We start from the raw sequence: 20,703 nt of genomic DNA, 5'->3' as shown, positions 1-20,703 counted from the left end.
CTTGCGCGGGCGCTCGCACGAACTGGCTCGGATGCACACCCGCGCTCCGCAAGAGACGCGCACCCGGATTCGGCGCTCGCCCTAGGCCCGGGGAAGGGGCAATACAACCGCGAAACGACTGCCGGTCTGAATTATCTTTGCAATCAGTTCGCAATAGCATTTAATGGGGCAGAGAGGCTTCTCGGCGCTGTCGGGAGCGCGCGTCCACGACGCTCGGCAGCGCTGTGAGTGCTTCCCCGACAGGTTGTGGATGCTCAGCCGGCGAGGCGGGAGGCGCCCTGGTCGCCGTCGCGTTCCTGGCTCAGCAGCATCGCGGCAAGGAAGTCCGGCACGGCGCGGCTGAAGTAATAGCCCTGGCCAAGGGTACAGCCGGCGTTGCGCACGGCTTGGACCTGCTCGATGGTTTCAAGCCCTTCGGCGACGATTTCCATCTCGAGCGTGGAGCCCATTTCGGCCACTGCGCGGATGATCGCGTCGCTCTTGCGGCCGATGTTGGGGCCCGAGACGAAGCTGCGGTCGACCTTGATCTTCTTGAAGGGGAACTGGTTGATATACCCCAGCGAGGAATAGCCCGTCCCGAAATCGTCGAGCGCGAACCGCACACCCTTCGCGGATAGCTGCTCCATGAAGCTGGCGGTGTGTTCGGCGTCCTCGATGAACAGGCTTTCGGTCACCTCCAGCTCGAGCCGATGCGGCGGAAGGCCTGCTTCCTTCAGCGCGTTGAGGATGCCGAGCGCCGCACCGGGCGCGCGGATTTGCAGCGGGGAGAGGTTGACCGCGATGGTCACGTCCTCGGGCCACTGCACGGCCGCCTTGGCAGCCTGCGCGGTGATCCAGTTGCCCAGCGTGATGATCACGCCGGTTTCCTCGGCCACCGGGATGAATTCGTCGGGCCGCAGCTCGCCCTTTTCGGGATGGAACCAGCGCACCAGCGCCTCGAAGGTGCGGATGCGCCCGGTCTTGAGGTCGACGATCGGCTGGAAGAATATCGACAGCTCGTCCTTCTGGATCGCGGCGCGAAGCTCGCTTTCGATCTCCTTCTTGCGGACCAGGTCGCGCGTCATGGACTGGTCGAAGAAGCGCAGCTGGTTCCGGCCGTGTACCTTGGCGTGGTACAGCGCCAGGTCCGCGCCCTGCATGACCGTCTCGATGTCGCTGCCGTCGTCAGGCAGCAGCGCCACCCCCATGGATGCACCGCTGGTGACCCGGTTGCCGTCGATGCGGAAGGGGCGGGACATGTCGGCGATGATCGAGGTGGCGAGTTGCTCGCTCTCCCCGCGGTCGGTCACGATACAGGCGGCGATGAACTCGTCCCCGCCGAAGCGGGCGACGGTACCGGCGCTCGGAACCGTGGCGACCAGTCGCTTGCCGACTTCGACCAGCACGCCGTCGCCCACGGTGTGTCCGAGCGTGTCGTTGATTTCCTTGAAGCGGTCGAGATCGAGCCAGAACAGCGCCAGCTTTCGCCCGGGGGGCAGGCGCATGAGCTGTTCGACGAGCTCGTGGTTGAGGCCCGCCCGGTTGAGCAGGCCGGTCACGACGTCCGTGCGCGACTGCTCGCGCATCTTCAGCGCCATCTTCTCGCTCGCGTCGGCGGCAAGGATCTGGTCGCGCAGGACCTTGAAGACGTTGAGCGTGATCGAGGTCATGCCGAGAACGAGGAACACGATGATCCCCGCCAGCGCGTACATCGCGATGTCGCCGATCCCCACGGCGACTACCGTGATCGGCAGGCAGGTGAGGAGGAGCTGCCCGATCGCCATCGAGGGCTTGCCGGCGTTGCGCGCCGCGATGCTGGTGCCGTAGACCAACGCATAACTCACGGCGAGAGTCTGGAGATGGGCCGACCCGCCCTGGAACAGGATGGTTGCGCCGATCGAGCCTACGAGGAAGGCATAACTGAGGGCGCCGGTCTCGTAGACCATGCCCAGCACCCAGGTGTCGCCCGCGCCCGAAAGGCTGCGGTTCTTGAGCCAGATCGAAATCGCGACGCGGACTACGGCGACGGCGACGAGGGCGACGCAAAGTCCGAAAAGAAGCGGCGAACTGGTCTCGATGATCGCCGTCCCGGCCGTGGCGATTCCGCCCAGGGCACCGAGAGCGAGGCTGACCGGCTGGGCATACAGCGAGCCGACCAGTTTGCTGCTGACAAGCTGGGTCTGGTCGCCAACCTGGCGGTAAGTCCTGAAAATGGCGCTCAGACGCTTGATCGGTCGTACTCCTCGCAACCGGAGCCCTACCAACAACAGGTCACCTAATGGTTAAGGCTCCGATTACCCTTATCCGTACAGTCGCTTAGCCGGCGTCTCTCGTCGTGGCGGCGAGTTCGCGCGCCATGCGGCGGTCGAGTGTGCGGCAGATGCCCAGCCACCAGCGATAGGAGTCCCGGTCGCCCGAGAACCACGCCGCTTCGGCGGTGGCCCTGGCGAGGGTCGCGGCGGCGAGGCCGTGCTCGGCAAAGTAGCGCAGCGACGCGCGCAACACCGCCTCGCCGCTTTCGCCCGCACCGTTGTCGTTGGCCGGCAGGGTCATCGCCGCGCGGGCCTGCGCACCGCGGAGGCGGTGGATCATGGCCTGGGGCGGAGCGGCGAAACGGATGGACATGCTGAGGAAAGCGACCCTGCGGTGTTCGGAAGAGTGCCCGGCCTAGGGCATCGCGGCTAAGCCTTCGTGTGGCGACATGGTTTCCGTGTTGTTACACATGATGCGCGAAGCGGCCGCTCAGTTGCCCGGCTGGCGCAGCCATTGGCCGCTGCGTTCCAGTCCCGGCAAAACCTGGCCGCTGGTGGGCAGGTTGTTGGCCGTGAACAGGGCGTCGCCGCCGCGCGCCTGCACTGCGTCCGAGTAGGCAGGCGGCGCCACGTAGGTGCTGGCAACGGCCGCCGACTGGGCTGCCTTGCGCCCGCTTTCGAAAGCCTTGGCGAGCGCGATCGGATCGGCCTCGCTCGCCGGTGTCGGTTCCGAAGTACGGGCGTGAGCCCGCGCCATCGGCTCGCCGCCGCGATAGGCGAAATTGAAGGCGTTGCGTTGGCCGGCGGCACCCTTCCAGCGGTAGAAAATGTGCGCCCCGACCACCGTCACGCGGTTGAGGCTGTCGGCCCAATAGGGATGGATCGCGACCGTGTGATAATGGGTCGCCAGGCCGACCGGGGCGTAGACTGCGCCCGCCAGCGCCTGCCGCGCCACGTTGGCCGCGCGGTCCCAGAAGGCCTTGACCGGCTGGCGCGACAGCGCGCCGTCGCAGGTGAAGGTGAACTGGCAGCCGGTGCGCCGTTCCGAGCCCTGAAACACCACGCCGCAAACCGTATTGGGATAGCTGGGATGGGCGACGCGGTTGAGCACGACCTGGGCGACGGCGCGCTGCCCGGCATCGGGCTCGCTCGCCGCCTCGTAATAGATCGCCATCGTCAGGCATTGCTGGGCGCGGGCCATGTCGAGCCCGGAACCGGCCGACCGCAGCGCGCCGGCTGCCGGCCCACCGTCGACCGCCTGGGCAAGCGCGGTGGGCGGTGCGAGCGGGGCGGGCGCACCGTCGGAGCGGATTTCGCTCTCGATCGGCAAGGGGACATAGCCCTCGTCGTCGAGATAGTAGAACGCCGACCCGGGAAAGCTCTCGCCGGCCGTCTCGAAGGCCATCGCCATGGGCGCGGCGGGTTCGGCATCGGCGAAGGGGACGGTCCATTCGGCCGGCGCGGCCATCGCGGGAACGGCGATCACGGCGACCAGGACGGCGAAGCGCTTTCGCAGGGTGCGCCGCGGGGCTTCGGTGAAGAAGGCTTTGACACGGCCCGCCACGCCCGCGCGCGACCGCTGGCGGCGGCGTTCGAGCAGTTCGGCGGGAGGCCAGGATGGGCTAGCGGCGGACATCTGTGCGCGCCCCTATGCGAGAACGACCAATTCCGCATCCGCGCAACTTGCGCCGTCCCGCGGTGGGACGCAGGGATTCAAGGCGTTAACACGCATTAACCTTGAAGCGTGCCGACCGCCCCGGTATGGCCGCGGCGTGTCATGGAGTGTCCGGGAGACCGGGCCGCGGCGACGATGTCGCCGCGAGGGAAGCGGGTCCCAAGCCCGCGCTGCCCCCGCAACTGTGGCCGGGGAGGGCGCTCCCACCACGTCACTGTCCCAAGCTTGCGCGGGATGGGAAGACGGGAGCGGCCCGCTGATCCGGCGAGCCAGGAAACCTGTCCGCGACACGTCGTTCCGCGCCGGGCGGGGTGTACCGGAAGCAAGCGTAGGTCGGCCCTGACAGGCCCTCCCGCCACGAACGACGCGTTCGCGTGGTCAGGGAGGTTTCGTGCGTAAAATACTGTTTTTGTTCGCCTTGACGGGCGCCTATCCTGCTTTGGGGCAGGATGGCGGGCAACCCATCGTCCTGTCCGGCGAGCGGACGGTCGACGAGACGTCGATCACCGTGACCGCCACCGGAGTCCGTTCGGAAGTTGAGGATACCGGGCAGGCCGTTTCGGTCATCGGCAGGGCCGAGATCGAGGAAGTGCAGGGCGCCGATGTGGTGCGGGTGCTCGAACGGGTCCCCGGCGTGACCTACAGCCGCAACGGAGCGCCCGGCGGCTTCACCGGCCTCAGGGTCCGCGGCGCAGACGCCGAGCAGCTCGTCGTTGTCGTCGACGGCATCCGCCAGATGGATCCGGCCGCTCCGGCGGGCGGTTTCGACTTCGGCAACCTTGCCGCCGGGACTCTGGAGAAGATCGAGCTTCTGCGCGGCTCCAACTCGACCATCTGGGGCAGCGATGCCATCGGCGGGGTCCTCGTCGCCTCGACGCGCGCCGAGAGCGGGCTGCGCGGGAGCGGCGAGTATGGTGCCGACGACAGCGCCTATCTGACGGCCTCGGGCGGGATCGGCGGGCCGGGCGGCTTTCTCGGCGGCTCGGCCGGCTGGTATCGCACAGACGGCTTTTCCTCCGCCGCGGGCGGCTCCGAAGCGGACGGTTTCGACCAGGCCGAGGGCAACGCGCAGGGCAGGCTCTATCTGTCGGACGTGTTCGAGGTTTTCGCGCGCGGCAGGTATGCGCGCGGACGGCTCGACCTCGACGGCTTCGTCGGGTTCTCGCCGATCCCGGTCGACACGGCCGAGTATCAGGTGACCCGCCAGTGGTCGGGCGCGGCAGGCGCGGTCTACGACAGCGGCGTGCTCTACGTGGCGGGGGATTTCTCGCTTGCCGATACCGAGCGGGAGAACTTCAATCCGGCGGCTGGCGCCGCCCCCGGCTACACAACAGACGGGACCTCCCGCCGCCTTGCGCTGCGCGGCGAATGGCGCGCCATCGGCCCGCTGCTGGTCGATTTCGGCGCGAGCCGCGAATGGTCGCGCTTTTCGACCCTGTTCGATCCGGCCCGGACCACGGCCATCACCGGGGCCTATGCGCAGCTGGGAATCGAGTTCGGCGCCATCTCGGGCCATCTCGGCGCGCGGCAGGACGACCATCGCGATTTCGGCGGTGCGACGAGCCTTGGCGCCGACATCTCGTGGGAAGCGGCGCCCGATCTGCGGCTTCGCGCCAGTATCGGCGAAGGGTTTAAGGCGCCCAGCCTGTTCCAGCTCCATTCGGACTTCGGCAACCCGGCGCTACGGCCGGAACGCAGCACCGGCGGCGACCTCGGCCTGGCGTGGAAGCGGCGCGGTGACACGCGCCATGCAGGCCTCACCCTGTTCCGGCGCGAGAGCGAGAACCTGATCGGCTTTGTCTCGTGCTTCGGATCCACGACCGGTATCTGCGCCAACCGCCCGTTCGGCACCTACGCGAACATCGGCCGGGCACGCTCGCAGGGTTTCGAACTCGAGGCGGGTTTCGAGCCAGTCGCGGGCCTTGGCCTGTCGGCGGCGTACGCGTTCGTGGACAGCGAGGACCGCGCGACGGGCAAGCCCCTTGCCCGCCGCCCCCGTCACGCCGCGACCCTGAGCGGCGAATGGGCCTCGGGCAAGCTGTCGCTCGGCGCGGACCTGCGGCTCGTCTCGTCCAGCTTCGACGATGCGGCCGGCACCGTCAGGCTCGAGGGGTACGAGGTCGCGACGCTGCGCGCGGCGTGGGACCTGGGCCCGGTCGAGCTGTTCGGGCGTGTCGAGAACCTGTTCGACGAACGGTATCAGACCGCTGCCGGCTACGGCACGCAGGGCAGGGCGGCGTTCGTGGGCGTGCGCCTGCGGTGAAGGGCTGGCTGGCCGCCTTGCTGGTCTTGAGCGGCTGCGCTCCCGTCGCCCGTGCGGACGGCCCGCGCCCGACCATCGTCAGCCTCAACCCCTGCAGCGACGCGATCCTTTCGCGAGTGACCCGGCCGGGCCAGTTGCTGGCGGTCTCGCACTACAGCCACTCACCCCGCGCGACCTCGATGCCGCTGGAGGAGGCTAGGAGCTTCCCCGCGACCGGGGGCACGGTCGAGGAAGTGCTCGCCCTCGCTCCGGACATCGTCGTCGGCGATCCGTTCATGGCGCCCGCCACGCGCGCCTCGTTCGAGCGCCTGGGCATCAGGGTCGAGACGGTCGATATCGCCTCGTCGCCGGCAGCCAGCCTCGCGCAGGTCCGGCAGCTCGCCGCGTTGGCCGGCGCGCCGGAGCAAGGCGAGCGGCTGGTGGAGGAAATCGAGACCGCTCTCGAGGAGACGCGCCGCACAGGGGCGGTACCCGCGCTGCTGTGGCAGCAGGGCGGGCTGGTCGGCGGGGACGGCTCGCTCGTGGCCGCCATGCTCGCGCACACGGGGTTCGCCAGCCACGCCGCCGCGCGGGGCATGGGGCAGGGCGCCTATCTCCCGCTCGAGCAGGTGCTGGCCGATCCCCCGCAGGTCATCCTCGCGGCGGGCAGCGAGCGCATGCTCCGCCACCCGGCGCTGCAGGCGCTGGAGGGCGTGCGCTACGAGCGAATCGACCCGGCGCTTCTCTACTGCGGAGGGCCGACGATCCCGCGCCTCGCCCGTCGCCTGGCAGAGGTAAGGGACGCCTTGTGAGCCGGACCAACCTCCTGCTGGTGATTCTGCTCGCGCTGGCCGTGCCGCTGTCGCTGCTGGCGGGGCGCGTCTGGCTCGATCCGTGGTCGACGTCCAACGCCGCGCTCATTCTTGGCGAGTTGCGCCTGCCGCGCGCCTTGCTGGCGGTGACCCTGGGTGCGGGTCTCGGCGCGGCGGGCGCGGCGATGCAGGGCTATCTGCGCAATCCGCTGGCCGATCCCGGCCTCTTCGGCGTCGCGCCCGGTGCGGCGCTCGGCGCGGCGGCGAGCCTGTGGTTCGGCTATGCCGCCAATCCGGTGCTGCTGCCGCTCTTCGCGCTCGCCGGCGCGGCGGGCGCAATGGCGCTGCTCGCCGCGATCGCCGGGCGGACCGGAGGGATCGCGCTGTTCACGCTGGCCGGCATGATGATCGCCAGCCTTGCCGGTGCGCTGACCAGCCTCGTCATCAGCATGGCGCCCAACGCCTTCGCGCAGAGCGAGATTGTGACCTGGCTGATGGGTGCGCTGACCGACCGGGGCTGGCCAGACCTGTGGCTTGCGCTGCCGCTGACGATCGGCGGTATCGTGCTGCTGCGGCGGGCGGGTACCGCGCTCGACGCGCTGACGCTGGGCGAGGCGGCGGCGCGGTCGCTCGGGGTCAATCCAGTCCGGCTGCAGGCGCTGCTGATCGCAGGCGTGGGCCTGACGGTGGGCGCCGGGGTGGCGGTGGCCGGGGTGATCGGCTTCGTCGGCCTGATCGTGCCGCATCTCGTCCGGCCGTTTACCGACCGCCGGCCGTCCAGCCTGATCGTCCCCAGCGCGCTCGCCGGGTCTGTGCTGGTGCTGACCGCCGACGTCGTGTGCCGCATTCTGCCGCTGGTCACCGAACTGCGGCTGGGCATCGCGCTGAGCCTGATCGGCGCGCCCTTCTTCCTGCGCTTGCTCCTGACCATGCGGCGGAGCCTGGCATGACGCTCGAAGCGCGCGAGTTGTCCTGCCCCGGGCGCCTCGAAGGCGTGTCGGCGGTCCTGCGCCCGGGTGAGATTACCGCTATCTGCGGCCCGAACGGCGCGGGTAAGTCCAGCCTGCTGCAGGCGCTGGCGGGTCTGCTTCCGGTCGGCGGCGAAGTGCGCCTGGACGACCGGGCGCTCGGCTCGCTGCATCCACGCGAGCGGGCGAGGCGAATCGGATATCTGCCGCAGGCGGGCGAGGTCGCGTGGGATGTCTCGGTCCGCAGCCTGGCCGCGCTGGGCCGCCTGCCGCACGGCGACGGCGCGACCGAACCGGTCGATCGGGCCTTGGCCGCGCTCGACCTCGAGCATCTGGCGGCGCGGCCAGTCTCGACGCTGTCGGGCGGGGAACGGTCGCGCGCCCTGCTGGCCCGCGTCCTGGCCGGAGAGCCGCACTGGATCCTGGCCGACGAGCCGCTCGCCGCGCTCGATCTGGCGCACCAGGCCGCCCTTCTTGCCAGCCTGCGCCGTGCGGCCCGGGGCGGGGCGGGGGTTGTGCTGGTGCTGCATGACCTCGCGCTGGCGATGAACCATGCCGACCGCGCGATCGTGCTGAACGGTGGGCGCCTGTGCGCTGACGGGCCGCCGCGCGCGGCGCTGTCGGAAGAGGAAATTCACCGCGTGTGGGGCGTGCGGACGCGCTGGCTGGGCGAGGACGGCAGCCGCGCGCTGTCGATTGCCGTTTCACCCGCAACCAACGGGAATGACAATGTTTGTTAGGTTGATGGCAAGCGCTGTGGGGGCGTAGACAGCCACCCGCCGCCCCCGCATCGTCCCCGCGTCAATCGTGGGGGGCACTTGCGAATTCATGCGATCCTGATCGCTCTCGGAACTGTACTGTTCCCCTTCCACGGGGCCGCAGCGCAGGACGGGGGCGCGGTTGCACCGCCTGCGGCGGACCCGTCGCCGACCCTCGCCGCGGCGGACGTGTTCATCCTGGCCGACGCCGCGCGCGACCAGGGCGATCATGCCTTCGCCGAAGCGGCCTACACCGCGCTGACCAACGACCCCGACCTCGAAATGCGGACCGAGGCGCGCTTTCGCCTTGCGCGGATGTACGCCGACCTGATGAACCGCCCGCGCGATGCCGCGGTTCTTCTGCGCCGCATCCTGGACGACAAGCCTGACGAGCCGTCGATCCGTATCGAGCTCGCGCGCGTCCAGGCGATGATGGGCAACTATGCGGCGGCCGAGCGCGAGCTGCGCTCTGTCTCGGCCGGCGAGCTGCCGCCGCAAGTGCAGCAGATGATCCGCTTCTACGCCAGCGCGCTCGCCAGCGGGAAGCCGAGCGGCGGCAGCCTGGCCATCGCGCTTGCGCCCAGCAGCAACATCAACCGGGCGACCAGCCGCTCCACGCTCGATACGGTGATCGGCGATTTCGTGCTCAACGAGGATGCCCGGGCGACTTCCGGCGTCGGGCTGTCGCTGCGCGGCCAGGCCTATCGCCGGATACCGCTATCGGCGACTGCGCAGCTGCTCGCCCGCATCTCGGGCGATGCCGACATCTACCGCCGCAGCGATTTCAGCGACATCGCTGTCGGCGCGCAGATCGGGCCGGAATGGCGCTGGGGGCGCGACCAGCTGGCGCTGTCGGCCGCGGTGTCGCACCGCTGGTTCGGCTACAAGTCCTACCTGGTGAACTACGGGCTCGCCGGGACATGGCGCCACCCGCTCACGCCGCGTGCGCAGATCCGCTTCGACGCATCGGGCACCCGCGAGATCAACCGGGTCAACAGCCTGCAGACCGGCGAGCGGTATGGCCTGGCGGGCTCGCTCGACCTGGCGCTGACGCGGGACTCGGGCGCCGGCCTGTCGCTTTCGGCCAACCGCTTCGCGGCGCGGGACCCCGGCTACTCGACCACCCAAGGCGCGACCGGCGCCTACTACTACCGCGAGATCGGCCGCACGACCGCGGTGATCGACGTCGGCTACAGCCATCTGGAGGCGGATCGGCGGCTGGCCCTCTATCCGGAAAAGCGCCGCGACGACCGGATCGCGGCAAGCCTTTCGGGCACGTTCCGCGCGCTGACCGTGGGCACGTTCGCCCCGCTTCTGCGCGTGCGCTGGGAGCGCAATTTTTCCTCCGTTGCGATCTACGACTTCACACGTCTTGCCGGTGAAATCGGCATTGTTTCAGCATTTTAAGCTCGGGAGTTTAAAGCCATGATCAAGAACCGTATCCTCACCTCCGCTTCGGCCGTCGCCCTGAGCTTCTCGCTCAGCGGCTGCTTCCTGTTCGCCAATTCGAACTACACGCCGAACAACACTCCGGCGCCGACGCCTGCACCGGCGCCTGCTCCGACGCCGACTCCGACGCCCACTCCGACGCCGACGCCTACGCCTACGCCGACACCCACGCCTACGCCGACACCCACGCCGACACCTACTCCGACGCCGACGCCTGCTCCGACTCCGACGCCGACACCCACGCCGACGCCTACTCCGACTCCCACGCCCACTCCCACACCGACGCCGACGCCTACGCCTACTCCCACGCCGACGCCGACGCCGACTCCCACACCAACGCCAACTCCGACGCCCACGCCGACGCCGACGCCCACTCCGACCCCGACGCCTACTCCGACACCGACGCCTACTCCGACACCGACCCCAACACCCACGCCGACCCCAACACCCACGCCGACCCCGACGCCCACGCCGTCCTTCCCCACCCCTCGTCCGGGGCAGGTCGGTGCGCTTGGTCTGGGGGCAAACGGGCCGACGACCTACAACGCGCAGATGTCCAGCTTCAAGGTGGGCCTCGGCGCGACCGGGCTCGACTACACGCTCGATGCCAGGCCGCCGGCTACTGGCACGAAGGTCGAATTCCTGGGTGATCCCGGGTACCGCATCACGCGCAACGACGGCCAGACGGTGGGCTTCAACGACAGCCACATCGTCTCCTCCGCGGGCGATGCCTATCACACGCAGTGGCGGGTCACGTCGGGCGGGATCCAGAACGACGTCGTGCTGACCAAGGTCGGCACCGCGGCGCCCGGCGCCTTCGCACTGACCTATCACGTCATCGGCGCCTGGACCCAGGTCAACACCGGGAACCCGGGCGACCTCAGGACGAACGAGTTCTTCCTCTTCGGCAACAAGACCGTCACGCTGCCGAGCGGGAGCGCGACCTACAAGCTCGACAAGGGCATCGGCCTGACCGGCCACGACCGGACCTTCACTGCCTACAACTTCCAGCCCAATTCGACCGGTACGCTGACGGCCAACTTCGGCGCCGGCTCGGTCGCCACGACGCTTCACCTGATCGGCAAGGACGAAATTACCTCGGCCACGAAGGATTTCGGCACCTTCAACGGGACCGCCACGATCACCTCGGGCGCCGATTTCGCCGGCACCTGGGGCGGCACGACCGGCCGCTGGTACGGGTCCTTCTTCGGCCCCAACGCCGAGGAAGTGGGTTACACGACGTATCTGGAAACGCCGACGATGGAAGCGGTCGGCACGGTCTCCGGCGTCAAGCAGTAGGCCCGGCCCCAAAGCCCCGCACGGCCGGGCGGCCGTGCGGGGTTGGGCTATCCTTTCGTCAGGGCCGCTCGCCTTGCGTGGGAATGGCCCGCCCGTCGCCCGCCTTGCGCGCAGCGGCTGCGGCGGCCTCGGCCAGCGCCTGATGGTTTACGGTGGCGATGCGCGGGCGGCCGCCCATGCGGTCGGCCACCAGCCAGATCCCGCCGAGTTCCACGAACGCGCCCTGTCCGGCGACGACGGTGAGATCGCCGAGCTCCAGGCGCGCCAGCAGGTCCAGCGTGCTCCGGTCGAACACGTCCCCAAGCACGGCGGGGCTCAACGCGTCGCGGCCCAGTTCGCGGCGGTTGCCGTCGACATCGATGAACAGCAGCGGCTGCGCGATCGCGTCCGAAAGCTGCGTCCTGTCGCCGCTCGCCGCGGCTGCGCGCAGCGTGGCCAGCGCCTCCACGAACCGGCTGGCGCTGGTGCCAGTGGCGCAAGAGATCGAGCCACCCTCTGCATCGTCGTGCGCCAGATCGAATGCGCGATCCTGCGTGGTCTGCGCCTGCCAGACCGGTTTCAGACAGCCTTCGGCTCCGCCCGCGACGGGAAGGATTATCTGAGAGGGTGCGGGGGAGGGCGCATCGCCCGCCGGCGGCTGGCACCCGGCGAGCAGCAGCACCGTCGCCAGGCGCCATGCCGGGTCAGATCGAACCGGAGGGGAACTCCGGCGCGCCCGGGCGGGTGTTATCATAGCTGGCCAGGGTGAAAATGTTCTCGCGGCGCTCGCTGCGGTGGACCAGCCCAGCCGCAACCGCGTCGCCGGCAAAGGTGTAGCCGAGTTCTTCCGCCATCGCATAGTAATCGCCGCTGTCGATCGCGGCGTTGAGCCGCGGGCTGTTCTGGGCCGACACATTGCCCTCGCCGACGTTGAAGACAAGATCGACCAGCGCATCGAATTCGTACTGATAGAGCGGCAGCTTGCCGACCAGGCGAGCGACCCCGGCTTCGGCGATCTGCAGGTCCTGCTCCAGGAAGTCCAGCACCCGCCCGGGGCTGATCCGGTCACCGACCGCCAGGCCATCCGCCGGCGTGACGAGATGGCCCACGCCCACGGTCGGATGACCGGCGACATCGCGGTAAACGGTATAGCGCACGCCCTCCTCCTCGATCATCGCACGCTTGAGCGAACCGCTTACGCGCAGTAGGGCCGCGGGCAGCCGCTGGTCGATCGCGACGGAGAAGGCCGGCTGGCCGTTTTCCGGGAAGGCCGCGCCGGTGTTGAAGCCCATTACGCCCGCCGACAGGGCGAGGGCTGCCTTGCGCCGCCGCATCCGGCGGCCGAGCATTCCCTTGCGGGCCCTCGACCTGTCCTGCAGCCGTTTGATCAGGCCCTTCACGCGGTCGCGGCCGCGCCGCCGCTGCCGGGGATTGCGGACGGAATCGGGCATTTCGGGTGGAGTCATTGCGGGGCTCCTGTTGACGTGAGCGGGTCGTTGGGGGGAAACAGGCGGACGGAACCGGGCGCATGGCCGGCAATGCCCGATTGCCGCCCCGTCACCCGATCAACGGCGAACACCCGGCCAAGGTCCACGGCTCGTCCGGTCCGACGCACGGGCCGGAGCGCGTTTACGGACTGAGCTTGAAGTCCAGCAGAGGTTCGTAGACCGAGCCCCCGGGGCGCAGGTGGCTCGCATAGAGCGCAAACCGGTCCGCCTCCCACGGTCCGACCGCGAGCAGGCCGTGCGCCGCAATCCAGGGCCCGACCGGGCCGGCGCCGCCGGGCAGCCGCGCGAGCGTGACGTGCGGCTTGAAAGCCTTGGCATCAGGCGGCGCGCCGGCCCGGCGGCATGCCGCGACGACGCGCGCATGGAGCGCGGTCAGCGCATCGGACGGCTCGACCCCGGCCCACAGGGCGGTCGGCCGTCCCTTGCGTTCGAAGTGGCCGACGCCGCGGATCGCCAGCGGAAACGGAGCGCTTCGCACACCTGCGAGCGCAACCGACAGGTCGTCGATCCGCTCGTCCGGCACGTCGCCCAGGAAGGCGAGGGTGATGTGCAGTTGCGCGTCGTCCTGCCAGCGCGCGCCGGCGACCCCGTCCATCAGCGCGAGCAGCCGTTCGCGCAAGGGTGCGGGCAGGCTAAGGGCGACGAACAGGCGCATGGTGCCCAGTACTTACCGCCCGACGGGCCTGCGCAACAGGGCAAACAGGGCGGTTTAAACCCCGTCTTGACCTTCTTGCCACACGCTTCTGCAACCCGCCGTCGTGCTTAACGGGGCAGCAACTCCCCCCTGCGCAATGTCCCGGACCCTGGTCGGGCGGCGGAGCGAGGAGAGGGAGAGGAAATCGATCGTCGCCCGCTATTGCGGAGCGGCAGGAGGCACGGATGAGACAACCCGGTTCGACGGAGAAGGCCCGGCTGGCGCGCGATGTCGCGAAGCTGGAAAACGAGCTCGACAAGGCAATGAACCTGCTGGGCAAGACCCAGCGGGCGCTGGTGGACGTGGGCACCAACATCGCCGCGATGCACCAGTCGCTGCTCGAGATGAAGGGCGCCCTCGGCAGCGAGGAGGCCGCGCTGGAATCGGCTCTCGGCTAGCGCGCGCAGTACTCGTGCCGGCCGCTCTGGCACAGCGCGACGGCGCGGCGCCATTCGGCCATCTGCCGGCGATACTCCTCCTGCGCTCGGGCGTTCTGCCGCGGCGCGTCGCGCTGGGCCTGCCACTGCCGGGCATACTCCGCGTCGCGCTTGCGCACGTAGGCCAGCTGGTCTTCGTTGAGCTTGCGGATGATCGCCGCGTCGCGCTCGCGCGCAGCCTTGCTTCGCATCGAAGGATCGGAGGGATCGTCGGCCCATGCCGCGCCCGGAACGGCCGAAACCGCCAGCGCCAGCGCGCCAGCCATGAGCCTGATGATCATCGTTTCGCGAACCCTCCCGAATGCCGGTCCCTCGGCACACCGATCGATCTGCCGCGGGCGAGTTTGCCCGCGGCTGAATAAGCGGGGCTGAGCGCGGAACTGCGCCCGTAGCGCCCGAAGGTCAGACCACCGCGAAGTCCGTCGCCGCGATGGCCGGATGGCTGCTTTCGCCCAGGGTCGCGAACAGCACCGCCGCACCCGCCCCGTTGCCATCCGCATCGAAGAACAGCCGGCCCGTCGCCTGGTCGTAGATGATCCGGTCGTCGGCATCCGCCGCCGCCGTGCCGGCGACAAAGGCCGATGCAGGCAGGGCGCCCGCGGCCAGACCGGTGAACGCCGCCGAGGACAGCTCGATCTTGTCCTCGCCGCTCTTGAAGTCGAGGATCAGGTCGACGTTGGGCTTGCCGTAGCTGCTCGTCGTCCCGGGGGCATAGGTGAACATGAACACGTCCGCACCGCCCGCGCCCAGCAGCGTATCGGCCCCCATCGCCCCGTTCAGGCGGTTGGCATTGGCGTCACCGATGAAGAAATCGTCGAACAACCCGCCGACGAGGTTCTCGATGCCTTCCAGCGTGTCGCCCTCGGCCCCGTTGTTGTATCCCCGGCCGAGCGTCAGGTTGACGAAGACGGTGCCGGAATTCTCCTCGTAACTCGCCCAGTCGCTTCCGCCCCCGCCGATGAGTTGGTCGGCCCCGAATGCGCCAAGCAGCACGTCGTTGCCGTCGCCGCCGTCGAGCCTGTTTACTTCCGTGTCGCCGATGATGAAGTCGTTGGCGGAGGAACCGATGACGTTTTCGACATTGGCATACGTGTCACCGAAAGCCGAGTTGGTGTACCCTTTGCCCAGAGTGAGATTTACAAAGACGGCCGCACCGTCGTTGGCATAACTGGCAGTGTCGGTGCCGTCGCCACCATCGAGCGCATCTGCGCCGAGCCCGCCGACAAGCGTGTCCGAGCCGCTGCCACCGGTTATCGTGTTGTCGAGTTCGTTGCCGGTCAATGTCAGGTCGGCACCAGAGATCGAGGCCATGCCTTCGAGCGAGACGCTTGGTGAAAGCGTAAACGATACCGTCGTGAACACGGTGTCAAAGCCTTCGCCAGCATTTTCGACAATGATGTCTTCCGTGCCGTAGACATAGTACCGGTCGTCGCCGAGTCCGCCAATGAGCGTGTCGACGCCCGCGTCGCCGGTCAGCCAATCGTCCCCCGCACCTCCCGACAAATAATCACTGCCTGCTCCGCCCCACAACCTATCGTTCCCATCACCGGTCACGAAGCGGTCGTCGCGCGCGCCGCCGAATAGTTCGAACCGCTCGAACGAGATGAAGCTTCCGCGATTGTTGGTGATCGTGCCGTCAGCCCCCACTTCGAATAGATTGGCGTCAGCAAAGCTGCTGAGATCGGCTTTCAGGAAATCGTTTCCTTCCGCGCCATCGAATCGAACCTGATCGGGGCCGTAAGTCCATGAGATCTCGAAATTGTCGTCCAGCGCGCTCCCGGTGAAATCGACCACTTCCATGAACGCAAAGGTGATTGAGTTGGCTGTGCCGGCCAGTCCCCCCGCCGAGTTACCTTCGACAATGAAGGTCTGAGAACCGCCGGTGTCGACCATGACCGTCAGCCGGTCGGTCCCACCGCGCCCATTCAGCCCGAACTCCATGTCGGTTTTGACTATGAAGCGATCGTCGCCCGCGCTGGAAATGAGCTGTCCATTTTCAAAATTGACAATGGTAGTTCCATTTGAAATCGCAATGTTCTTATCGAGCGTGAACGTCAGTGGAGTGAAGGTGGACGAACCGGTTATCCCGCCGAACTCGCCGATGAATGTGTCGGTGCCACTACCGCCATCGAAGGTCCCAGGGTCAAACGCGATAACCTTGTCATCTCCCGCCCCGGTGTCGACAGTGTCGGGCCCCCCACGATTGAACACATAGCTCGGGATGACGATGTCGTTCCCGGCGCCGGTGGTGATTGAGTCGGCACCAGTTCCTGTCTCGATTTCGTAATTCGCGAAATTGCTGAAGCTGCCAAATGGGCTGTTGAGCGTAGAGCCCGACACAGACACAGTCACGCTGTCCGTAAAATTGGTAGGAACCCGCAGGTTAAGAGTGTCGGTGCCACCAGCACCGTCGATAACCAGGTCGGCAGCCGCGACGACGCCGAAGAACGCCACGCGATCATCCCCGGCCGACCCAGTCAACGAAAGTGTCTCAAACGAGGTGAACCGGATATCGCCAAGAGTTCCTTCCATCGATCCGCTTCCGTTTGCCGTTAGCTGCGCGCTAAAAGCATCGGACGCTGGAACGGCAATCGTGAGCGAATCCCGCCCCTCCCCGCCACGCAAAGCAACTGTTCCCAATCGCGTCAGCATGAAGGTGTCGTCGCCGGACCCGCCCTCAAGCCCGACATTCTCGAAATTGACCATGCTGGTGCTGTTGGAAACAGTAATCGTCTCACCAACATTGAAACTTAGGTTCGCGGTGTTGATGGCTCCGCCCACATAAGCAAAACTGGCAGCGACGGTATCGTAGCCCGTGCCCCCATCATACGAACCGGCAGAAAAGGTCATGACGACGTCATTGCCGCCCCCGGTCGAAACCGTGTCGATGCCCGCGGCGGTGTCGAAACTGTTGCTTGAATTTACATGATCATCGCCGTCACCGGTCCTGATCGTGTCGCGGCCACCACCTGTAAAAACGACGTAGCTCTCGAAATTAGTGAAGGTTCCAAAAGCGGTCGTGACGGTGCCCGAAGTCGCGTCGAAGACGATGTCGCGGCTCGTGGAATCGAAATTGAAGCTCATTCGGTCGTTCCCGGCGCCTCCATCGAACCGGGTATTGAGCGTCAGTGGATTGCCTAGAATGCGGAAGGAAACACTATCGGTCTGGGCCGAGCCTAGGAATTCAACCGATTCAAATTCGTAATACGCAAGATGTGCAGAAGACGAGTAAAAATCTCCAAAAATCGATCCGTCCAAGTAGGTCGCAACGATCTGCCCTGGCGTGCCAGGATTCAAGATCAGTTTGTCGGTTCCCGCCCCACCCTTGACCACTTGCGGTCCCACGGGATTTTGGGGTGAAGTGGTTGGTTAAAAGTGAAAGTGTCGTCCGCCGAAGTCCCGTCTACGCTAGTGGTAGGGTTCACGTAATCAGCCATAGCAAGCTCCCTCGTGCGACCCGGAGCAGTGTCCGGCGGAGTCTCGTTCTAATCGAAAGGCATGTCTGGCACGGCAGGCGCGCAGGTGCCACCCCAAAGCGACGGGACGTGAGCAGAGCAACGGAGTCGCCCCGTGTTGCAATTCACGGCGCATCCCCCACATCGCCCCAACACCTGTGGGCCGCCCTCCGCACCCCCTTGACCATCGCGAACATTTACGGAACATCGCCACCCTATGGCCCTCACGCAAATCTCCGTCCGCGGCGCCCGCGAGCATAATCTCAAGGGCATCGACATCGACCTGCCGCGCGATGCGCTGATCGTGATCACCGGGCTCAGCGGCTCGGGGAAGTCCTCGCTGGCGTTCGACACGATCTATGCCGAGGGGCAACGGCGCTATGTCGAGAGCCTGTCGGCCTATGCGCGCCAGTTCCTCGAGATGATGCAGAAGCCCGATGTCGAGCATATCGACGGGCTCAGCCCCGCGATCTCGATCGAGCAGAAGACCACCAGCCGCAACCCGCGCTCGACCGTGGCGACGGTCACCGAGATCTACGACTACATGCGCCTGCTGTGGGCGCGCGTAGGCGTGCCCTATTCGCCCGCCACCGGCCTGCCGATCGAGGCGCAGACCGTGTCCAACATGGTCGACCGGGTCATGGCGCTGCCAGAGGGGACGCGGCTGTTCCTGCTCGCGCCGGCCGTGCGCGGGCGCAAGGGCGAGTACCGCAAGGAACTGGCCGAGTGGCAGAAGGCCGGCTTCACCCGCGTGCGGATCGACGGCGAGATCTACGAGATCGGCGAGGCGCCCGCGCTCGACAAGAAGTACAAGCACGACATCGAGGTGGTGGTCGACCGGCTCGCCGTGCGCGAGGGTATCGAGACCCGGCTGGCCGACAGCTTCGAGCAGGCGCTCAAGCTGGCCGAGGGGCTGGCCTATGTCGACCTGGCCGACGGCGTGGTTCCCGGGCGCGAGGGCGAGGTGGAGAGCGGGGGCCAGCTCAAGGGTGCGGGCATCCCGGCCAACCGCATCGTCTTTTCCGAAAAGTTCGCCTGCCCGGTCTCCGGCTTCACGATCGAGGAGGTCGAGCCGCGACTGTTCAGCTTCAACGCCCCGCAGGGCGCCTGCGCGGCATGCGACGGGCTGGGCGAGAAGCTGCTGTTCGATCCCCAGCTCGTGGTGCCGAACGAGGCGCTCACCCTCAAGCAGGGGGCGGTGGTGCCGTGGGCCAAGTCCAACCCGCCGTCGCCCTATTACATGCAGGTCCTCGCCAGCCTGGCGAAGGAATACGAGTTCGACCTGACGACGCCTTGGGCCGACTTCGACCAGGAGATCCGCGACGTGATCCTGCACGGCACGAAGGGCAGGGCGATCCCGCTCACCTTCAAGGACGGGCGCAAGGAATACACGGTGCGCAAGGCGTTCGAGGGGGTGATCGGCAACCTCAACCGCCGCATGCTGCAGACCGACAGCGCGTGGATGCGCGAGGAGCTGGGCAAGTTCCAGACCGCGCAGCCGTGCGAGGTGTGCCACGGCAAGCGCCTCAATGAAAAGGCGCTGGCGGTGAAGATCGCCGGCACCGACATCGCCACTCCCACCCAGATGGCGGTCAACGCGGCGAAGGACTGGTTCCTCGCGCTGCCCGACCACCTGACCGAAACCCAGCAGCAGATCGCCCGCGCGATCCTCAAGGAAATCAACGAGCGGCTGGGCTTCCTCGACAACGTCGGGCTCGACTACCTCAACCTCGACCGGACCAGCGGCACGCTGAGCGGCGGGGAAAGCCAGCGCATCCGCCTCGCCAGCCAGATCGGCAGCGGGCTGTCGGGCGTGCTCTACGTGCTCGACGAGCCGAGCATCGGCCTGCACCAGCGCGACAACGACCGGCTGCTCGAAACCCTCAAGCGCCTGCGCGACCTTGGCAACACGGTCATCGTGGTCGAGCACGACGAGGACGCCATCCGCGCCGCGGACCACGTGGTCGATCTCGGCCCCGGCGCCGGGGTGCACGGGGGCGAGGTGGTGGCCGAAGGCACGCTCAAGCAGGTGCTCAAGAGCAAGAAGTCGCTCACCGCCGCCTATCTCAACGGCACGCGCTCGATCGAAATCCCCAAGAAGCGCCGCAAGGGCAACGGCCACAAGCTGACCGTCCACGGCGCGCGGGCCAACAACCTGCGCAACGTCACCGCGGCGATCCCGCTGGGCACCTTCACCTGCGTGACCGGCGTGTCGGGCAGCGGCAAGTCCAGCTTCACGATCGACACGCTCTATGCCTCCGCCGCCCGCACGCTCAACGGCGCGCGGGTCATCGCAGGGGCGCACGACAAGGTCACGGGGCTGGAGTTCTGCGACAAGGTGATCGAGATCGACCAGTCGCCGATCGGCCGCACCCCGCGCTCCAACCCGGCGACCTACACCGGCGCCTTCACCCAGATCCGCGACTGGTTCGCCGGCCTGCCCGAAAGCCAGGCGCGCGGCTACAAGCCCGGGCGCTTCAGCTTCAACGTCAAGGGCGGCCGGTGCGAGGCGTGCCAGGGCGACGGGTTGATCAAGATCGAGATGCACTTCCTGCCCGACGTCTACGTGACGTGCGAGGAATGCCACGGCCGGCGCTACAACCGCGAGACGCTGGAGGTGAAGTTCAAGGGCCTCAGCATCGCCGACGTGCTCGACATGACGATCGAGGACGCGGAGGAATTCTTCAAGGCCGTCCCTCCGATCCGCGACAAGATGCACATGCTGAACGAGGTCGGCCTGGGCTACGTCAAGGTCGGCCAGCAGGCCACCACGCTCTCGGGCGGCGAGGCGCAGCGGGTGAAACTCGCCAAGGAACTCAGCCGCCGCAGCACCGGGCAGACGCTCTACATCCTCGACGAACCGACCACCGGCCTGCACTTCGAGGACGTCCGCAAGCTGCTCGAAGTGCTCCAGCGGCTGGTCGACCAGGGCAACTCGGTCGTGGTGATCGAGCACAACCTCGACGTGATTAAGACGGCGGACTGGATCGTCGACCTCGGGCCGGAAGGCGGCGTGCGGGGTGGGGAGATTGTCGCGGAGGGTACGCCGGAGGCGGTGGCGGGAAATGTGCGGAGCTTTACCGGGCAGTATCTGGCGCCGATGTTGGGTAAGGCGGGCGTAGCTCGCGAGCAAGTGAATGAAGCGGTAGAATGATTACCGCAATCCCGCTTTCCTTAGAGTTGTCGTGTCTTTGAT

The 20,703-nt window shown here is 67.5% G+C and carries 17 protein-coding genes and 1 riboswitch; of the genes, 8 read left to right on the top strand and 9 right to left on the bottom strand.

The genetic code is table 11. The features are described from left to right. Positions 1-254: 254 nt before the first annotated feature. The 3 genes from ACWPMZ_RS09500 to ACWPMZ_RS09490 form a co-directional block, all read right to left on the bottom strand. Positions 255-2,228, bottom strand: coding sequence for a putative bifunctional diguanylate cyclase/phosphodiesterase (locus ACWPMZ_RS09500; protein WP_455703766.1), 1,974 nt, complete (start codon positions 2,226-2,228; stop codon positions 255-257). A 67-nt stretch (positions 2,229-2,295) separates the two neighbouring features. Beyond that, complete coding sequence (locus tag ACWPMZ_RS09495; protein WP_455703765.1) at positions 2,296-2,604, bottom strand: hypothetical protein; 309 nt, start codon at positions 2,602-2,604, stop codon at positions 2,296-2,298. Positions 2,605-2,721: 117 nt separating this feature from the next. Continuing rightward, complete coding sequence (locus tag ACWPMZ_RS09490) at positions 2,722-3,867, bottom strand: cell wall hydrolase (protein ID WP_455703764.1); 1,146 nt, start codon at positions 3,865-3,867, stop codon at positions 2,722-2,724. 185 nt (positions 3,868-4,052) lie between these two features. Continuing rightward, a riboswitch (cobalamin riboswitch) is annotated at positions 4,053-4,186 on the top strand. Between the two features lie 111 nt (positions 4,187-4,297). On the opposite strand from ACWPMZ_RS09490, the gene ACWPMZ_RS09485 reads away from it, so the two are divergent. From ACWPMZ_RS09485 to ACWPMZ_RS09465, 5 genes are all read left to right on the top strand, one after another. Then, positions 4,298-6,169, top strand: coding sequence for a TonB-dependent receptor plug domain-containing protein (locus ACWPMZ_RS09485; RefSeq protein ID WP_455703763.1), 1,872 nt, complete (start codon positions 4,298-4,300; stop codon positions 6,167-6,169). After that, positions 6,166-6,960 (top strand): ABC transporter substrate-binding protein, encoded by a 795-nt coding sequence (locus ACWPMZ_RS09480; RefSeq protein WP_455703762.1) that lies wholly within the window; start codon positions 6,166-6,168, stop codon positions 6,958-6,960. The genes ACWPMZ_RS09485 and ACWPMZ_RS09480 overlap by 4 nt, the downstream gene beginning before the upstream one ends. Beyond that, positions 6,957-7,910: a FecCD family ABC transporter permease gene (locus tag ACWPMZ_RS09475; RefSeq protein ID WP_455703761.1), complete on the top strand. Its 954-nt coding sequence runs from the start codon at positions 6,957-6,959 to the stop codon at positions 7,908-7,910. Before ACWPMZ_RS09480 ends, ACWPMZ_RS09475 begins: the two co-directional genes overlap by 4 nt. Next, positions 7,907-8,668 (top strand): ABC transporter ATP-binding protein, encoded by a 762-nt coding sequence (locus tag ACWPMZ_RS09470; protein ID WP_455703760.1) that lies wholly within the window; start codon positions 7,907-7,909, stop codon positions 8,666-8,668. The genes ACWPMZ_RS09475 and ACWPMZ_RS09470 overlap by 4 nt, the downstream gene beginning before the upstream one ends. A gap of 78 nt (positions 8,669-8,746) precedes the next feature. Next, the gene (locus ACWPMZ_RS09465) at positions 8,747-10,093 is read left to right on the top strand and encodes a surface lipoprotein assembly modifier (protein WP_455703759.1); all 1,347 of its coding nucleotides are present in this window, start codon (positions 8,747-8,749) and stop codon (positions 10,091-10,093) included. Positions 10,094-10,197: 104 nt separating this feature from the next. Here the strand turns inward: ACWPMZ_RS09465 and ACWPMZ_RS09460 are convergent, their stop codons facing one another. Then, positions 10,198-10,401 carry a hypothetical protein gene (locus ACWPMZ_RS09460; RefSeq protein ID WP_455703758.1) on the bottom strand — a complete coding sequence of 68 codons (204 nt, stop codon included), beginning with the start codon at positions 10,399-10,401 and terminating at the stop codon, positions 10,198-10,200. A 286-nt stretch (positions 10,402-10,687) separates the two neighbouring features. On the opposite strand from ACWPMZ_RS09460, the gene ACWPMZ_RS09455 reads away from it, so the two are divergent. Further along, entirely contained in the window at positions 10,688-11,434 is a 747-nt protein-coding gene (locus tag ACWPMZ_RS09455) for a transferrin-binding protein-like solute binding protein (RefSeq protein WP_455703757.1), read from the top strand. Between the two features lie 58 nt (positions 11,435-11,492). On the opposite strand, the gene ACWPMZ_RS09450 is transcribed toward ACWPMZ_RS09455, so the two are convergent. The 3 genes from ACWPMZ_RS09450 to thpR form a co-directional block, all read right to left on the bottom strand. Further along, positions 11,493-12,095 carry a hypothetical protein gene (locus ACWPMZ_RS09450; protein ID WP_455703756.1) on the bottom strand — a complete coding sequence of 201 codons (603 nt, stop codon included), beginning with the start codon at positions 12,093-12,095 and terminating at the stop codon, positions 11,493-11,495. Positions 12,096-12,117: 22 nt separating this feature from the next. Continuing rightward, positions 12,118-12,879 carry a lysozyme gene (locus ACWPMZ_RS09445; RefSeq protein ID WP_455703755.1) on the bottom strand — a complete coding sequence of 254 codons (762 nt, stop codon included), beginning with the start codon at positions 12,877-12,879 and terminating at the stop codon, positions 12,118-12,120. 163 nt (positions 12,880-13,042) lie between these two features. After that, complete coding sequence (gene thpR, locus ACWPMZ_RS09440) at positions 13,043-13,576, bottom strand: RNA 2',3'-cyclic phosphodiesterase (protein ID WP_455703754.1); 534 nt, start codon at positions 13,574-13,576, stop codon at positions 13,043-13,045. A gap of 224 nt (positions 13,577-13,800) precedes the next feature. On the opposite strand from thpR, the gene ACWPMZ_RS09435 reads away from it, so the two are divergent. Next, a complete protein-coding gene (locus tag ACWPMZ_RS09435; protein ID WP_455703753.1) occupies positions 13,801-14,013 on the top strand; it encodes a hypothetical protein in 213 nt (70 codons plus the stop codon). Here the strand turns inward: ACWPMZ_RS09435 and ACWPMZ_RS09430 are convergent. Both ACWPMZ_RS09430 and ACWPMZ_RS09425 read right to left on the bottom strand, forming a co-directional pair. Continuing rightward, positions 14,010-14,333 carry a hypothetical protein gene (locus tag ACWPMZ_RS09430; RefSeq protein ID WP_455703752.1) on the bottom strand — a complete coding sequence of 108 codons (324 nt, stop codon included), beginning with the start codon at positions 14,331-14,333 and terminating at the stop codon, positions 14,010-14,012. The two genes, ACWPMZ_RS09435 and ACWPMZ_RS09430, sit on opposite strands and share 4 nt — an antisense overlap. Before the next feature lie 121 nt (positions 14,334-14,454). Then, positions 14,455-17,385, bottom strand: a complete 2,931-nt coding sequence (locus ACWPMZ_RS09425; protein ID WP_455703751.1) for a beta strand repeat-containing protein — start codon at positions 17,383-17,385, stop codon at positions 14,455-14,457. Positions 17,386-17,724: 339 nt separating this feature from the next. On the opposite strand from ACWPMZ_RS09425, the gene uvrA reads away from it, so the two are divergent. Continuing rightward, a complete protein-coding gene (gene uvrA / locus ACWPMZ_RS09420; protein WP_455703750.1) occupies positions 17,725-20,661 on the top strand; it encodes an excinuclease ABC subunit UvrA in 2,937 nt (978 codons plus the stop codon). The last annotated feature ends 42 nt before the right edge of the window (positions 20,662-20,703 follow it).

It is taken from the genome of Tsuneonella sp. HG222 (genome assembly GCF_053819185.1).
The sequence above is the reverse complement of the archived record's forward strand: the minus strand, read 5'-3'. Positions and strand labels throughout refer to the sequence as shown.

Coding starts and splice junctions, on each gene's coding strand:
- ACWPMZ_RS09430 (WP_455703752.1), bottom strand. CDS start 14,333: ATGATCATCAGGCTCATGGCTGGCGCGCTGGCGCTGGCGGTTTCGGCC.
- ACWPMZ_RS09455 (WP_455703757.1), top strand. CDS start 10,688: ATGTCCAGCTTCAAGGTGGGCCTCGGCGCGACCGGGCTCGACTACACG.
- ACWPMZ_RS09490 (WP_455703764.1), bottom strand. CDS start 3,867: ATGTCCGCCGCTAGCCCATCCTGGCCTCCCGCCGAACTGCTCGAACGC.
- thpR (WP_455703754.1), bottom strand. CDS start 13,576: ATGCGCCTGTTCGTCGCCCTTAGCCTGCCCGCACCCTTGCGCGAACGG.
- uvrA (WP_455703750.1), top strand. CDS start 17,725: ATGGCCCTCACGCAAATCTCCGTCCGCGGCGCCCGCGAGCATAATCTC.
- ACWPMZ_RS09435 (WP_455703753.1), top strand. CDS start 13,801: ATGAGACAACCCGGTTCGACGGAGAAGGCCCGGCTGGCGCGCGATGTC.
- ACWPMZ_RS09470 (WP_455703760.1), top strand. CDS start 7,907: ATGACGCTCGAAGCGCGCGAGTTGTCCTGCCCCGGGCGCCTCGAAGGC.
- ACWPMZ_RS09445 (WP_455703755.1), bottom strand. CDS start 12,879: ATGACTCCACCCGAAATGCCCGATTCCGTCCGCAATCCCCGGCAGCGG.
- ACWPMZ_RS09495 (WP_455703765.1), bottom strand. CDS start 2,604: ATGTCCATCCGTTTCGCCGCTCCGCCCCAGGCCATGATCCACCGCCTC.